Consider the following 15284-nt stretch of genomic DNA (forward strand, 5'->3'; position numbering starts at 1 on the left):
TGGAGTGTTCCTGTTATGTGGCAAAGCTATCTGAACGGCATGCTGGTGGCATTCGGCCTGATCATGGCCATCGGCGCACAGAACGCCTTCGTCCTGGCCCAGAGCCTGCGCCGCGAGCATCACTTGCCGGTGGCCGCGCTGTGCATCATCTGCGATGCCATCCTGGTGGCCGCCGGGGTGTTCGGCCTGGCCACGGTCCTGGCTCACAACCCGACCTTGCTGGCGGTCGCACGCTGGGGCGGTGCGGTGTTCCTCATTTGGTACGGGGCCAAGGCACTGCGTAGCGCGTGCTCCAAGCAGAGCCTGCAACACCAGCAAGGCCAAGGCATGCGCTCGCGTCGCGCGGTGTTGCTCAGCGCCCTGGCAGTGACCCTGCTCAACCCTCATGTCTACCTCGACACCGTGCTGCTGATCGGCTCGCTGGGCGCCCAACAGACCGTACCTGGGGCCTATGTGGCCGGCGCCGCCAGTGCCTCGCTGGTGTGGTTCTCGACCCTTGCGCTGGGCGCGGCCTGGCTTGCGCCATGGCTCGCCCGTCCAGCCACCTGGCGCCTGCTGGACCTGATGGTGGCTGTGATGATGTTCGCCGTCGCCGCGCAATTGATCTTTTCTTGAAGGGTGAGTTCTAAGCTGCAAGCTGCAAGCCAAAGGCAGACACGGCGCCCTCTTCCAGCTTGAAGCTTGAAGCTTGACGCTTGCGTGAAGCTCGCAGCGCCCACTATTCCCTATGTTTGTTGCGTGGTTATGCGCAAGGGCCGGTGCTATGATCCAGCCCTTGCGTCGCAAAGCGTGTCAAACGCGCTGACGCACCTCGGGCCGCCCGTGATCGGCCTTGCGCAAACCGCGAACAGACCTGAATCAGGAGATCCACCATGGCTTTTGAATTGCCGCCGCTGCCGTACGCCCACGATGCCCTGCAGCCGCACATCTCCAAGGAAACCCTGGAGTATCACCACGACAAGCACCACAACACCTATGTCGTGAACCTGAACAACCTGGTCCCAGGCACCGAATTCGAGGGCAAGTCCCTGGAAGACATCGTCAAGACCTCCTCGGGTGGCATCTTCAACAACGCCGCTCAAGTCTGGAACCACACCTTCTACTGGAACTGCCTGTCGCCAAACGGCGGCGGCCAGCCAACCGGCGCCCTGGCCGATGCCATCACCAAGGCTTTCGGTTCCTTCGACAAGTTCAAGGAAGAGTTCACCAAGACTTCCGTCGGCACCTTCGGTTCCGGCTGGGGCTGGCTGGTGAAGAAGGCCGACGGTTCCCTGGCCCTGGCCAGCACCATCGGCGCCGGCAACCCGCTGACCAGCGGCGACACCCCGCTGCTGACCTGCGACGTCTGGGAACACGCCTACTACATCGACTACCGCAACCTGCGTCCTAAGTACGTCGAGGCGTTCTGGAACCTGGTCAACTGGGCCTTCGTGGCCGAGCAGTTCGAAGGCAAAACCTTCAAGGCCTGATGCCTGGGGTAACCTTCGATCCAAGAAATCCGACGCTCATGCGTCGGATTTTTTTTGTGCAGGTTTCGCCAATGAGGCCCTCGCACACGCACACGCTTCGCCAGCGCTTGCCCACACCCGATAGCGCGCTAACATGAATCTTCTGGAAAGTTGATACAGCGCACTCAAGTCGCCAGTCCCCACAACCGATATATTGCCCATGAGAGGATGAACGACGGCCGTCACCTGTCGCGACAATCGGTCGATAGTGTATTGCCAAGGGTAATGGCAAAATAATGGCATGCGCATGGATTAAGGAAACCCCATTGAAGCTGGAATTTCGGGACAGCTTGTCGGTCAAGTTGCTCAGGGTCGTGCTGCTCTCGGCGCTGGCTGTCGGCGTTGTCCTCAGCTGCGCGCAGATCGTCTATGACGCCTACAAGACCCGCCAGTCCGTCAACAACGATGCCCAACGCATCCTCGACATGTTCCGCGACCCGTCTACCCAAGCGGTCTACAGCCTTGACCGGGAGATGGGCATGCAGGTCATGGAAGGCCTGTTCCAGGACGCTTCAGTGCGCGCGGCCTCCATCGGCCACCCCAACGAAACCATGCTCGCGGAAAAATCCCGTCCGCTTCAGGACACGCCCGCACGCTGGCTGACCGACCTGATCCTCGGTCAGCAAAGGACCTTCACCACCCAACTGGTCGGCCGTGGGCCGTACAGCGAGTATTACGGCGACCTGAGCATCACCCTGGACACCGCCACCTATGGCGAAGGCTTTCTGATCAATGCAGTGATCATCTTCATTTCCGGGGTGCTGCGCGCGCTCGCCATGGGCCTGGTGCTGTATCTGGTCTATCACTGGCTGCTGACCAAGCCATTGTCCAAGCTCATCGAGCACCTCACCCAGATCAATCCCGACCGCCCCAGCCAGCATGAGATCCCGCTGCTCAAGGGCCACGAAAAGAACGAGCTGGGGCTGTGGGTCAACACCGCCAACCAGTTGCTGGCCTCCATCGAACGCAACACCCACCTGCGCCACGAAGCCGAGAACAGCCTACAACGCATGGCCCAGTACGACTTCCTCACCGGGCTGCCAAACCGCCAGCAGTTCCAGCAGCAGTTGGACAAGATTCTCGTCGATGGTGGCCGCCTGCAGCGCCGGGTCGCGGTGTTGTGCGTGGGGCTGGACGATTTCAAGGGCATCAACGAGCAATTCAGCTATCAAGTCGGCGATCAATTGTTGCTGGCCTTGGCCGACCGCCTGCGTGCCCACAGCGGCCGCCTCGGCGCCCTGGCGCGGCTCGGTGGGGACCAGTTCGCCCTGGTCCAGGCCGACATCGAACAACCGTACGAGGCCGCCGAGCTCGCCCAGAGCATCCTCGACGACCTGGAAATGCCCTTCCCCCTGGATCACCAGAACATCCGGCTGCGCGCTACCATCGGCATCACCTTGTTCCCCGAAGATGGCGACAGCACCGAGAAACTGCTGCAAAAAGCCGAGCAGACCATGACCTTGGCCAAGGCCCGATCCCGTAACCGCTACCAGTTCTATATCGCCAGCGTCGACAGCGAGATGCGTCGGCGCCGCGAGCTGGAAAAAGACCTGCGCGAAGCCCTGCCGCGCAACCAGTTGTACCTGGTGTACCAACCCCAGATCAGCTACCGCGATCACCGTGTGGTCGGCGTCGAAGCCCTGTTGCGCTGGCAGCACCCAGAGCTGGGCATGGTTCCGCCCGACCAGTTCATCCCTCTGGCCGAACAGAACGGCAGCATCATCGGCATCGGCGAGTGGGTGCTCGACCAGGCCTGCCGACAGTTGCGTGAATGGCACGACCTGGGCTTCAGCGACCTGCGCATGGCCGTCAACCTGTCCACCGTGCAGCTGCACCACAGCGAGCTGCCCCGGGTGGTGAACAACCTGTTGCAGATCTACCGCCTGCCCCCGCGCAGCCTGGAGCTGGAGGTGACCGAGACCGGCCTGATGGAGGACATCAGCACCGCCGCCCAGCACTTGCTGAGCCTGCGCCGCTCCGGGGCGCTGATCGCCATCGATGACTTCGGGACCGGTTACTCCTCGCTCAGCTACCTGAAGTCGTTGCCGCTGGACAAGATCAAGATCGACAAGAGCTTCGTCCAGGACCTGCTGGATGACGATGACGACGCCACCATCGTCCGGGCTGTCATCCAGCTGGGCAAGAGCCTGGGCATGCAGGTGATCGCCGAAGGCGTGGAAACCGCCGAGCAGGAAGCCTACATCATCGCCCAGGGCTGCCATGAGGGTCAGGGCTACCACTACAGCAAGCCGCTGTCGGCTCGCGAACTGACGGCCTTCCTCAAGCACGCGCAGCGCAACCAAGTCACCGCGTTCTGACCCCAGCGACCGCTTGATCGCGAAAGCGACCCTTGCGCATGAATTGCGCACCTGCCCCTTTACACAAAATGCAAATCTTTCGCATTATGTTGCGGTTTCGCAGGCCACACTGTCCAACCTCACGACGCAGGATACCTACAATGATTCGAATGCCTCTGGCCTCCGCCAGTCTGCTGGCCATCGCCATCGCCCTCGCCGGTTGCGGTGAGAGCAAGGATGACAAGGCTGCCGCGCCGCAAGCCCAGGCACCGGCTGCCGCAAGCGCCACCGCAGCGCCCGGGGCTGTCGACGAAGCGGCCGGCAAGGCCGTGGTCAAGCACTATGCCGAGATGGTCCACGCCGTCTACAGCGACTCGCTGAGCACCGCCAAGACCCTGCAGACCGCCATCGACGCCTTCCTGGCCAAGCCCAACGACCAGACCCTGATGGCTGCCAAGCAAGCCTGGGCAGCGGCTCGTGTGCCGTACCTGCAGAGCGAAGTGTTCCGCTTCGGCAATACCATCATCGACGACTGGGAAGGCCAGGTGAACGCATGGCCTCTGGACGAAGGCCTGATCGATTACGTCGACAAGAGCTACGAGCACGCCCTGGGCAACCCGGCGGCCAGCGCCAACATCATTGCCAACACCGAAGTCCAGGTCGGCGAAGAAAAGGTCGACGTCAAGGACATCACCCCTGAGAAACTGGCCAGCCTGAACGAGCTGGGCGGTTCCGAGGCCAACGTCGCCACCGGCTATCACGCCATCGAATTCCTGCTGTGGGGCCAGGACCTCAACGGCACCGGCCCAGGCGCCGGCAACCGCCCGGCTTCGGACTACCTGGAAGGCCAAGGCGCCACTGGCGGTCACAACGAGCGCCGTCGCGCCTACCTGAAGGCCGTGACCCAACTGCTGGTCCAGGATCTGGAAGAAATGGTCGCCAACTGGGCGCCGAACGTCAGCGACAACTACCGCGCCAAGCTGGAGGCCGAGCCTGTGGCCGATGGTCTGCGCAAAATGCTGTTCGGTATGGGCAGCCTGTCGCTGGGCGAACTGGCCGGTGAGCGCATGAAGGTCTCCCTGGAGGCCAACTCGCCAGAAGACGAGCAGGACTGCTTCAGCGACAACACCCACTACTCGCACTTCTACGACGCCAAGGGTATCCGCAACGTCTACCTGGGCGAGTACACCCGCGCCGACGGCTCCAAGCTGAGCGGCCCGAGCTTGTCGGAGTTGGTCGCCAAGGTCGATCCGGCCACCGACGCCACCCTCAAGGCGGACTTGGAAGCCACCGAGGCGAAGATCCAGGTCATGGTCGACCACGCCCTCAAAGGCGAACACTACGACCAGCTGATCGCGGCTGACAACGCTGCTGGCAACCAGATCGTGCGTGACGCCATCGCATCCCTGGTCAAACAGACCGGCTCGATCGAGCAAGCCGCCGGCAAGCTGGGCATCGCCAACCTGAACCCGGACACCGCCGATCACGAATTCTGATCCGGATCCAGTGGTTCGACAGGGGCGGCCTTCGGGCCGCCTTTTTCATGGCCGGAAAATCTACTGCCGCAGACGCGAGCCAACGACAACCTGACATCGATTTCATCAAGGCAATTGCAAATTGCTCTTATTCAAATTCCGTCACCCTGCTAAGCTTGCACGCCGGTTTTTTAGCACTCACCCAGGATCCTCGATGCCCGCGTCGCTGCTCCGACTCTCTCCCTTGCTGCTGGTCGCCGCCCTGGCCGCCTGTGATGACGCCCCGCGTTTCACCCAGGCCGAGCCCGGCGAAGCCCTTTCCGCCGGCAAGGCCACCGTGCAGCGCAGCGACCGCAACGCCTTTTCCCTGCCCTCGGCCAATCTCTCGCCAGAGCGGCGCCTGGACTTCAGTGTCGGCAACAGTTTCTTTCGCAACCCCTGGGTGATCGCCCCCTCCACCACCACCGCCCGTGATGGCTTAGGCCCGCTGTTCAATACCAACGCTTGCCAGAACTGCCATGTGCGCGATGGGCGTGGCCATCCACCTGAGCCCAACGCCAGCAACGCGGTCTCGATGCTGGTGCGCCTGTCGATTCCCGATCAGGCGCAATACGCCAAGGAAATCGAACGCCTGGGCGTGGTGCCGGAGCCGGTGTATGGCACGCAACTGCAAGACATGGCCGTCCCCGGCGTGGCACCGGAGGGCAAGGTGCGGGTGGATTACACCAGCGAGACCGTCACCTTCGAGGACGGCCATGTGGTGGAGCTGCGTCGTCCGGCGCTGCAGATCACCCAGCTCGGCTACGGACCGATGCACCCCGATACCCGTTTCTCCGCCCGTGTGGCCCCGCCGATGATCGGCCTGGGCCTGCTGGAGGCGATCCCGGAGGCCGCAATCCTTGCCAATGCCGATCCGGACGATCGCAACGGCGATGGCATCCGTGGACGCCCCAACCAGGTCTGGGACCAGACGACGAACAAGACCGTGCTCGGCCGCTTCGGCTGGAAAGCCGGGCAGCCCAACGTGAACCAGCAGAACGTCCATGCCTTTGCCGGCGACATGGGCCTGACCAGCACCTTGCAGCCGGTCGATGACTGCACGCCTGCCCAGGTCGATTGCCTGGCCGCCCCCAACGGCGACGGCACAGGCGGCGAGAAAGAAGTCAGCGACAATATCCTGCGCCTGGTCACCTTCTACACCCGTAATCTAGGCGTGCCGGCGCGCCGCGACGTCGGCGCGCCCCAGGTATTGGCCGGCAAGAACCTGTTCTTCCAGGCCGGCTGCCAAGGCTGTCATACCCCGCAGTTCACCACCGGCCCCGACACCCACGAACCCGAACTGGCCAACCAGGTGATCCGGCCGTACAGCGACCTGCTGCTGCACGACATGGGGCCAGGCCTGGCCGACAACCGCAGCGAATTCAAAGCCTCCGGGCAGGATTGGCGTACCCCTCCACTGTGGGGTATCGGCCTGACCGAAACGGTCAGCGGCCACACCCAGTTCCTGCATGACGGCCGCGCCCGCAATCTGCTGGAGGCCGTGCTCTGGCACGGCGGCGAAGCCGAAGCGGCGCGCAACCATGTACTGACCTTCAATGCCGAGCAACGCGCTGCGCTGCTGGCCTTTTTGAACTCACTTTAACGCGCAAGGAGCCGGGCAATGTTCCGACCCAAACTGTTGTTCACCAGCCTCGCCGCACTCGCCCTCGGTGCCTGCTCGCCCCAGGACCCGCAGGCTGTGACCTCCGCCGCCATCGCCAAGCAGGTGATCCTGCCGACCTACAGCCGTTGGGTCGAAGCCGACCGCCAGCTGGCCGCCAGCGCCCTGGCTTATTGCGAAGGCAAGGAGTCGCTCGAGACCGCGCGCGCCGATTTCCTCAACGCCCAAAAGGCCTGGGCCGAGCTGCAACCGCTGCTGGTCGGCCCGCTGGCCGAAGGTAACCGCGCCTGGCAAGTGCAGTTCTGGCCCGACAAGAAAAACCTGGTCGGCCGTCAGGTCGAGCAACTGGTCGCCGGCGACAAGCCGATCGACGCCGAGACACTGGGCAAGTCCAGCGTCGTGGTGCGCGGCCTGTCCGCCTACGAATACATCCTGTTCGACAGCAAGCCGGACGTCGCCACGCCTGAGCAGAAGGCCCGCTATTGCCCATTGCTGGTGGCCATCGGCGAGCACCAGAAGGCCCTGGCCGAGGAGATCCTCAAAGGCTGGAACAGCACCGATGGCATGCTCTCGCAGATGACCAAGTTCCCCAACCAGCGCTACGCCGATTCCCACGAGGCGATCGCCGACCTGCTGCGTGCCCAGGTCACCGCCCTGGACACCCTGAAGAAGAAGCTTGGCGCTCCGATGGGCCGCCAGAGCAAGGGCATCGCCCAGCCGCTGCAGGCCGAAGCCTGGCGCAGCCAGTCCTCGCTCAAGAGCCTGGAAGCCAGCCTCAAGGCCGCCCAGGCGGTTTGGGTCGGCGTCGACAACCAGGGCCTGCGCGCCTTGCTGGGCAAGGACCAGGCTGCCCTGGCGCAGAAGATCGACGACGCCTACGCCGCCTCGCTCAAGCTGCTGGAGGCCAACGACAAGCCGTTGGGCGAACTGTTGGCCGACGACGCTGGCAAACAGACCCTCGACCAGATCTACGACAGCCTCAACGCCGTCCACCGCCTGCACGAAGGTGACCTGGCCAAGGCACTCAACATCCAGCTGGGCTTCAATGCCAACGACGGTGACTGATCATGCTGCGACGCCAGGCCCTCAAACTCGGTAGCGTCGTGCTCAGCGCCCTCACCCTGGGCGGCTGGAGCCTGTTTCGCAACAGCGCCAGCGAACCCCTGCTGCTCTCGGCGCGCGACGATGGCGACGGCAGGCACTATGCCGTCGGTTACCGTCTGGACGGCACCCAGGTGTTCGCCACCCAGGTGGCCCAGCGTTGCCATGACATCATCAACCACCCCGAGCGGCCGATCGCCCTGTTCGTGGCACGTCGACCAGGCACCGAAAGCTACCTGATCGACCTGCGCGACGGGCGCCTGCTGCAGACCGTCACCTCGCAACCGGACCGGCACTTCTACGGCCACGCGGTGATTCATAAAAGCGGTGAGTGGCTGTACGCCACCGAGAACGACACCACCGATCCGGGGCGTGGCGTGCTGGGCATCTACCGCTTCGAAGGTGATCGCCTGGTCCACAGCGGTGAGATCCCTACTCACGGCATCGGCCCGCACCAGGTATCCTGGCTGCCGGACGGCGAAACCCTGGTGGTGGCCAACGGCGGTATCCGCACCGAGGCCGAAAGCCGGGTGGAAATGAACCTCGACGCCATGGAGCCCAGCCTGGTGCTGATGCGGCGCGACGGTACCCTGCTGAGCAAGGAAACCCTCGCCCAGCAGATGAACAGCGTGCGCCATCTGGCCGTCGGCAGCGACGGCACCATCGCCGCCTGCCAGCAGTTCATGGGCGATGCCCACGAGACCGCCGAATTGCTCGCGATCAAGCGTCCAGGCGAACCGTTCAAGGCCTTCCCGGTGCCCGAGCGACAGTTGCAGTCGATGGCCCAGTACACCGCCAGCGTCGCCATCCACAGCGACCTGCGCCTGGTGGCGTTGACCGCACCACGGGCCAACCGCTTGTTCATCTGGGACCTGGACAGCGGTGCGGTCAAGCTCGACGCGCCGATGCCCGACTGTGCGGGCGTGGGCGCGGTGAAGGACGGTTTCGTGGTCACCTCAGGCCAAGGGCGCTGCCGGTTCTATGACTGCCGCAAAGCAGAGCTGGTCGCCCAGCCGCTGAACCTGCCGTCTGGGTTCTGGGACAACCACCTGCACCTGGCCTAGGGGACCGCACGGCCCTTTCGCGGCCACCCCGCGAAAGGGCTGCAAACCTGCGTGTTCGCCCATCGGCGACCACCTGTCCATCCCCGCCTTCCCCCATCCCTGAAAAACAGGCAATACTTCTCCCATCCGCACGTGGGCAGGATCGCCCGTTGTCGTGCCAGACGAACAACAACTATCCAAGGAACCGGACTATGCTGCGCCGCCGCATGCTGATCATGTTGGCCGTGGTCCTGCTGATCGTATTGACCTTAGGTGGCATCAAGGCGTTCTCGATCTACAAGCAGATCCAGATGTTCTCCGCACCGAAACCGCCGGTCAGCGTCGCTGCGGCAGTGGCCGAAGAGCGCCAGTGGCAGGAGCGTCTGCCTGCGATCGGCAGTCTCAAGGCGTTCCAGGGCGTCGAGTTGAGCCTGGAAGTGGCCGGCACAGTCAAATCGCTGCATTTCGAGTCGGGCCAGAAGGTCAAGGCCGGCCAGCTTCTGTTGCAACTGGACCACGACCAGGAGACCGCACTGCTCGGCACAGCCCAGGCAGACCTGGGCCTGGCCAAGGTGGACTTCGGCCGGGGCAGCCAGTTGGTTGGCGATTCGGCGATTTCCCGCGGCGAGTTCGACCGCCTCACCGCCCAGTACCGACGCAACCAGGCCGTCGTCGACCAGCTCAAGGCCTCCCTGGCCAAGAAAAGCATCAGCGCGCCCTTCAGCGGCACCATCGGTATTCGCCAGGTGGACGTGGGCGACTACCTCGCCAGCGGCACAGTGATCGCCACCCTGCAGGATCTCTCCAGCCTGTATGTCGACTTCAACGTGCCCGAGCAAACCCTGCCCCAACTGAGCCTCGGCCAGCAGGTGCTGGTGCAAGTGGCGGCCTACCCGGGCCAGACCTTCCCTGCCAGCCTGAGCGCCATCAACCCCAAGGTCGAGGAAAGCACCCGCAACCTGTTGCTGCGCGCCACCCTGGCCAACCCCGACGGCAAGCTGCTGCCTGGCATGTTCGCCAGTTTGCTGGTGCTGTTGCCCGACCCGCGTCCTCAAGTGGTGGTACCGGAAAGCGCCATTACCTACACGCTCTATGGCAACTCGGTGTACGTGGTCGCCCAGAAGAAGGACAAGAACGGCCAGGTGGAAAAGGCCGCCGACGGCCAGCCGCAACTGGTCGCCGAACAGCGCACCGTCAAGACCGGAGAACGTCGTGATGGTCTAGTGGTGGTGGGCGAAGGCCTCAAGGCGGGTGAACAGGTGGTGACCGCCGGCCAGCTGAAGCTCACGCCTGGCACGGCCATCCGCATCAGCCACGACGAAGCCCTCCAGCTGGATGGCCAGCGCGCCTCCGGCGCCAACTGATCAGGAGGCTGGCATGGCGTTCACCGACCCGTTCATCCGCCGCCCGGTCCTGGCCAGCGTGGTCAGCCTGTTGATCCTGCTGCTGGGCTTCCAGGCCTGGAGCAAGCTGCAGATCCGCCAGTACCCGCAGATGGAAAACGCCCTGATCACGGTGACCACCGCCTATCCCGGGGCCAATGCCGAGACCATTCAGGGCTATATCACCCAACCTTTGCAACAGAGCCTGGCCAGCGCCGACGGCATCGACTACATGACCTCGGTGAGCCGCCAGAACTTCTCGGTGATCTCGGTCTATGCACGCATCGGCGCTGACACTGACCGCCTGTTCACGCAACTGCTGGCCAAGGCCAACGAGGTACGTAACAAGCTGCCCCAGGACTCCGAAGACCCGGTGCTGAGCAAAGAGGCCGCCGACGCCTCGGCCCTGATGTACATCAGCTTCTACAGCCAGCAGATGAGCAACCCACAGATCACCGATTACCTTTCGCGTGTGATCCAGCCCAAGCTGGCCACACTGCCTGGCATGGCCGAGGCGGAAATCCTCGGCAACCAGGTGTTCGCCATGCGCATCTGGCTGGACCCTGTGAAGCTGGCAGGCTTTGGCCTGGCGGCCACCGACGTGACCAACGCGGTCCGCCGCTACAACTTTCTCTCCGCTGCCGGCGAAGTCAAAGGCGAGTACGTGGTCACCAGCATCAATGCCACCACCGAGCTCAAATCCGCCGAGGCCTTTGCCAAGCTGCCGGTCAAGACCGTCGGCGACAGGCGTGTGCTGCTGGGCGATGTAGCGCGGGTGGAAATGGGCGCGGAGAACTACGACACGGTCAGCTCCTTCGACGGTACGCCTTCGGTGTACATCGGCATCAAGGCCACCCCCGCCGCCAACCCGCTGGAGGTGATCAAGGAAGTCCGGCGGATCATGCCGACGCTGGAAGCGCAGTTGCCGTCGAATCTCAAGGTCTCCATCGCCTACGACGCGACCTTGTTCATCCAGGCTTCCATCGATGAGGTGATCAAGACCCTCGGCGAGGCCGTGCTGATCGTCATTGTCGTGGTGTTCCTGTTCCTGGGTGCCCTGCGCTCGGTGCTCATCCCGGTGGTGACCATTCCGCTGTCGATGATCGGCGTATTGTTCTTCATGCAGATGATGGGTTACTCGCTGAACCTTTTGACCTTGCTGGCCATGGTGCTGGCCATCGGCCTGGTGGTGGATGACGCCATTGTCGTGGTGGAGAACATCCACCGGCACATGGAAGAAGGCAAGACGCCCTTCGAGGCCGCCCTGGAAGGCGCTCGGGAGATCGCCATGCCGGTGGTGTCGATGACCATCACCCTGGCGGCGGTCTATGCCCCCATCGGCTTTCTCACAGGCCTGACCGGCGCGCTGTTCAAGGAGTTCGCGCTGACGTTGGCCGGGGCGGTGGTCATCTCCGGCATCGTCGCCCTGACCCTGTCGCCGATGATGTGCGCCCTGCTGCTGCGCCACGAACAGAACCCCAGCGGTCTTGCCCATCGCCTGGACGTGCTGTTCGACGGCCTCAAGGTCCGCTACCAACGCCTGCTGCACGGCACCCTGAACAGCCGGCCGGTGGTGCTGGTGTTCGCCGTGATCGTGTTGTGCCTGATCCCGGTGCTCTTGATGTTCACCCATAACGAACTGGCGCCGGACGAGGACCAGGGGGTGATCTTCATGATGAGCAATGCCCCGCAAACGGCCAACCTGGACTACCTCAACGCCTACACCGATCAGTTCACACCGGTGTTCAAGACCTTCCCCGAGTACTACTCATCGTTCCAGATCAACGGCTTCAATGGGGTGCAGAGCGGTATCGGGGGCTTTCTGCTCAAGCCTTGGAACGAACGCGAGCGCACCCAGATGGAGTTGTTGCCGCTGGTGCAAGCCAAACTGGAAGAAATCGGCGGACTGCAGATCTTCGGCTTCAACTTGCCGTCGCTCCCGGGCACAGGCGAAGGCCTGCCGTTCCAGTTCGTGATCAATACCGCAGGCGACTACCCTGCCCTGCTGGAGGTGGCCGAACGGATCAAGGCCCGCGCCCAGGCATCAGGCAAGTTCGCCTTCCTCGACATCGACCTGGCCTTCGACAAGCCCGAGGTAGTAGTGGACATCGACCGGGACAAGGCAGCGCAGATGGGCGTGTCCATGGATGATCTGGGCGGCACCCTGGCAACGTTGCTGGGCGAGGGCGAAATCAACCGTTTCACCCTTGAGGGGCGTAGCTACAAAGTCATCGCCCAGGTCGAACGGCCCTACCGGGACAACGCCGGCTGGCTGAACAACTACTACGTGAAGAACGATCAGGACCAGTTACTGCCCTTGTCGACCCTGATCACCGTCAGCGACCGCGCAAGGCCCCGCCAGCTCAACCAGTTCCAGCAACTGAACTCGGCGATCATCCAGGGCTTTCCACTGGTCAGTGTCGGCGAGGCGCTGCAGACCGTGCAGGCGATCGCCAAAGAGGAGGCTCCGGAAGGGTTCTCGTTCGATTACGCTGGCACCGCACGGCAGTTCGTCCAGGAAGGCAGCGCCTTGTGGGTCACCTTTGGTCTGGCGCTGGCGATCATCTTCCTGGTGCTGGCGGCGCAGTTCGAAAGTTTCAGGGATCCGCTGGTGATTCTGGTCACGGTGCCGCTCTCCATCTGCGGCGCCCTGTTGCCGCTGTTCCTCGGCGTTTCGAGCATGAACATCTACACCCAGGTGGGGCTGGTGACGCTGATCGGCCTGATCAGCAAGCACGGCATTCTGATCGTCGAGTTCGCCAACCAGTTGCGCGAGCGGATGGGCGTGGATGCCCGCGAGGCCATAGAAGTCGCCGCAGCCATACGCCTGCGGCCGGTGCTGATGACCACCGCAGCTATGGTATTCGGCATGGTGCCGTTGATCCTGGCGACCGGGGCCGGTGCGGTCAGCCGCTTCGACATCGGCATGGTCATCGCCACCGGCATGTCGATCGGCACGCTGTTTACCCTGTTCGTGTTGCCCAGCATCTACACGCTTTTGGCGCACCGGACCGTGGCGACGTCTTCACGGGTAACCCCGGTGCCACCAGGTCCGCCCTGATCCCTGTGGGAACGGGTTTTACCCGCGATGCGGTCGACACAAACAAAATTGGCGGGCAATAAAAAACGCCAGGGACCCTTCATTGGGCCCCTGGCGCTTCACCATCACGCGCTCGATCAACCGAACGGTCGCAGCCCTTGGCGCATACCGAACAGGAACAGCAACAGGTCATGATCCGGCTGGGCCGTATTCTGCTGCTTCACTTCGCGGGGCACCGCGCACAGGCCACCGATTTCGGCCTTGCTGAACACCGCCGGTCTAGGCTCTTCCCACGCCGCCACAGCAGCGGTGGTCACTGCCAGTGCCGCGACCAGGAACAAAGCTCGAGCGATTTCTAGTTTCATTGCTCTAACCCTTTGACAGCGCTGCCAAACGCCATCTGGTAAAAATAGAGCAGGCTCTGCCACTGTGCATCGTTGAGTGACGAATGGCGCCGCAATTGGCGCAGGTCCTTGGCGGCTGCGCGCTGGCAACTGATGCGCCGGCGGCACTTTTCCAGGTCCAGCAGCGCGACTTCGGCCCGGGCCTTCTCGCCCTCGCCGATGACCTTGACGAACACATGCTTGCCATACAGGCAGCCGTGCTGCCAATGGCCCAAGTGCATGCGCGCCAGATTGTCGGCCAGCTCCTTGAGCATGCGTTCGTGCAGCACTTGCGGGTAACGCTCGCGGGCGCCTTCGGCATGCCAGGTGTCCAGGTCGACGAACCCGTCGAGCGCCTCGCTCACCAGCAGGGCTCGCCATTGGTGATCGGCGCCGCGCTCGGCGCCAGCGAACACCAACCGCGGCACACGCACGCCAAGCTGCTCGAAACTGTTCAGGGCATCCAGCTCACGCAGTACCGTCGGGCGGCCGAACGGATGGCGCAGGCTGCGATAGATGTGACCGACCTGACGCTTGGCATACAGGACCTTGCCCTTCGCGTCGCTCAGACGCTGCACACCACTCTCCCCACCGCGCCGCTGGTTGGGCTCCTCCACCCATTCACCCTGTTGCTGCCAGTAGTACTCGAAATCGGACATCGCATTGCCGGCCACTGCCATGAACACCTACCCCTTGCGTAATACGTATACCCGCCACATCGCATACAACGGCAGGAAATCCAGACGGTCCTGAATTCTGAAACCGGCTGTAACAAACTCATTTTCGATGGTATCGACCGGCAACACAAAGCGATTTTGATAACTGCCCTGCGCGGCCTTCGCACTGCGCCGATGCTCGAGCTTCTTGCGTCGCCAGGCCTTGAAGTTGCCATCGACCCACAGCGACAGGATCACGCTGTCGCGGCTGACCCGATGAAACTCCGAGAGGATCGTCTTGCGGTGGTCGGCATCGCCGATGTGGTGGAACAGGCGCATGCAGAAAATGCTGTCAACCGCGTTGTCCGGCAAATCGATAGCGAATGCGGAAGTCTGCAAGGGTCGCACCCGGGCAACCACCTCTGGCGGCTGGGAAGTACAGGCGGTCTCGATCATGTCGGCGGAATTGTCGGCGCCGATGATCACCCGATTGGGCTTTTCCGCCAATAGCGGCCAGAAACGCCCTGCACCACACGGCAGGTCGAGTACCAGGCCAGGCTCCCCTGCAAGCGCCAGGGCGCGGCGGGCCAGTTGTTCGTCACGGTAATGGGAAAGGCGGCGTGCCAGACCATCTTGATGCTTGAGGAAGTACTCCTGGGCATGCTGACGGTCATACTTCTCGGAAAATGGGAGTTTGATCGGGCTCCGCATTGGGCATCTCCTGATTCAATTCCACCCA

The 15284-nt window shown here is 63.2% G+C and carries 12 protein-coding genes; 9 read left to right on the forward strand and 3 right to left on the reverse strand.

Translation table 11 applies throughout. The annotated features are described in order from the left end of the window. Nucleotides 1-15: 15 nt before the first annotated feature. The 9 genes from AB1N67_RS20035 (at nt 16) to AB1N67_RS20075 (ending at nt 13527) form a co-directional block, all read left to right on the forward strand. Nucleotides 16-615 carry a LysE/ArgO family amino acid transporter gene (locus AB1N67_RS20035; protein ID WP_043213572.1) on the forward strand — a complete coding sequence of 200 codons (600 nt, stop codon included), beginning with the start codon at nt 16-18 and terminating at the stop codon, nt 613-615. A 257-nt stretch (nt 616-872) separates the two neighbouring features. Beyond that, a complete protein-coding gene (locus AB1N67_RS20040; RefSeq protein ID WP_043213571.1) occupies nt 873-1469 on the forward strand; it encodes a superoxide dismutase in 597 nt (198 codons plus the stop codon). A 305-nt stretch (nt 1470-1774) separates the two neighbouring features. After that, nucleotides 1775-3826, forward strand: coding sequence for a bifunctional diguanylate cyclase/phosphodiesterase (locus AB1N67_RS20045; RefSeq protein ID WP_090344922.1), 2052 nt, complete (start codon nt 1775-1777; stop codon nt 3824-3826). Between the two features lie 140 nt (nt 3827-3966). Next, complete coding sequence (locus AB1N67_RS20050; RefSeq protein WP_102081634.1) at nt 3967-5301, forward strand: imelysin family protein; 1335 nt, start codon at nt 3967-3969, stop codon at nt 5299-5301. A 193-nt stretch (nt 5302-5494) separates the two neighbouring features. Beyond that, nucleotides 5495-6922: a di-heme oxidoredictase family protein gene (locus AB1N67_RS20055; protein WP_090344917.1), complete on the forward strand. Its 1428-nt coding sequence runs from the start codon at nt 5495-5497 to the stop codon at nt 6920-6922. A gap of 18 nt (nt 6923-6940) precedes the next feature. Next, a complete protein-coding gene (locus tag AB1N67_RS20060; RefSeq protein ID WP_043213561.1) occupies nt 6941-8005 on the forward strand; it encodes an imelysin family protein in 1065 nt (354 codons plus the stop codon). A 2-nt stretch (nt 8006-8007) separates the two neighbouring features. Then, entirely contained in the window at nt 8008-9105 is a 1098-nt protein-coding gene (locus AB1N67_RS20065; protein WP_043213559.1) for a DUF1513 domain-containing protein, read from the forward strand. Between the two features lie 191 nt (nt 9106-9296). Continuing rightward, nucleotides 9297-10448: an efflux RND transporter periplasmic adaptor subunit gene (locus AB1N67_RS20070; protein WP_043213557.1), complete on the forward strand. Its 1152-nt coding sequence runs from the start codon at nt 9297-9299 to the stop codon at nt 10446-10448. 13 nt (nt 10449-10461) lie between these two features. Beyond that, nucleotides 10462-13527: a multidrug efflux RND transporter permease subunit gene (locus AB1N67_RS20075; RefSeq protein ID WP_250033969.1), complete on the forward strand. Its 3066-nt coding sequence runs from the start codon at nt 10462-10464 to the stop codon at nt 13525-13527. A gap of 116 nt (nt 13528-13643) precedes the next feature. Here AB1N67_RS20075 and AB1N67_RS20080 read toward each other — a convergent pair whose 3' ends face one another. The 3 genes from AB1N67_RS20080 to AB1N67_RS20090 are packed head-to-tail and all read right to left on the reverse strand — an operon-like array spanning nt 13644 to nt 15256. Further along, complete coding sequence (locus AB1N67_RS20080; protein WP_070576137.1) at nt 13644-13871, reverse strand: hypothetical protein; 228 nt, start codon at nt 13869-13871, stop codon at nt 13644-13646. Then, the gene (locus AB1N67_RS20085; RefSeq protein ID WP_043213550.1) at nt 13868-14569 is read right to left on the reverse strand and encodes a lipopolysaccharide kinase InaA family protein; all 702 of its coding nucleotides are present in this window, start codon (nt 14567-14569) and stop codon (nt 13868-13870) included. Before AB1N67_RS20085 ends, AB1N67_RS20080 begins: the two co-directional genes overlap by 4 nt. 6 nt (nt 14570-14575) lie before the next feature. Then, on the reverse strand, nt 14576-15256 hold the full coding sequence (locus AB1N67_RS20090) for a class I SAM-dependent methyltransferase (protein ID WP_182816332.1): 681 nt from the start codon (nt 15254-15256) through the stop codon (nt 14576-14578). Between the last annotated feature and the right edge of the window lie 28 nt (nt 15257-15284).

Source organism: Pseudomonas guariconensis (assembly GCF_040822035.1).
Lineage (GTDB): Bacteria > Pseudomonadota > Gammaproteobacteria > Pseudomonadales > Pseudomonadaceae > Aquipseudomonas > Aquipseudomonas guariconensis.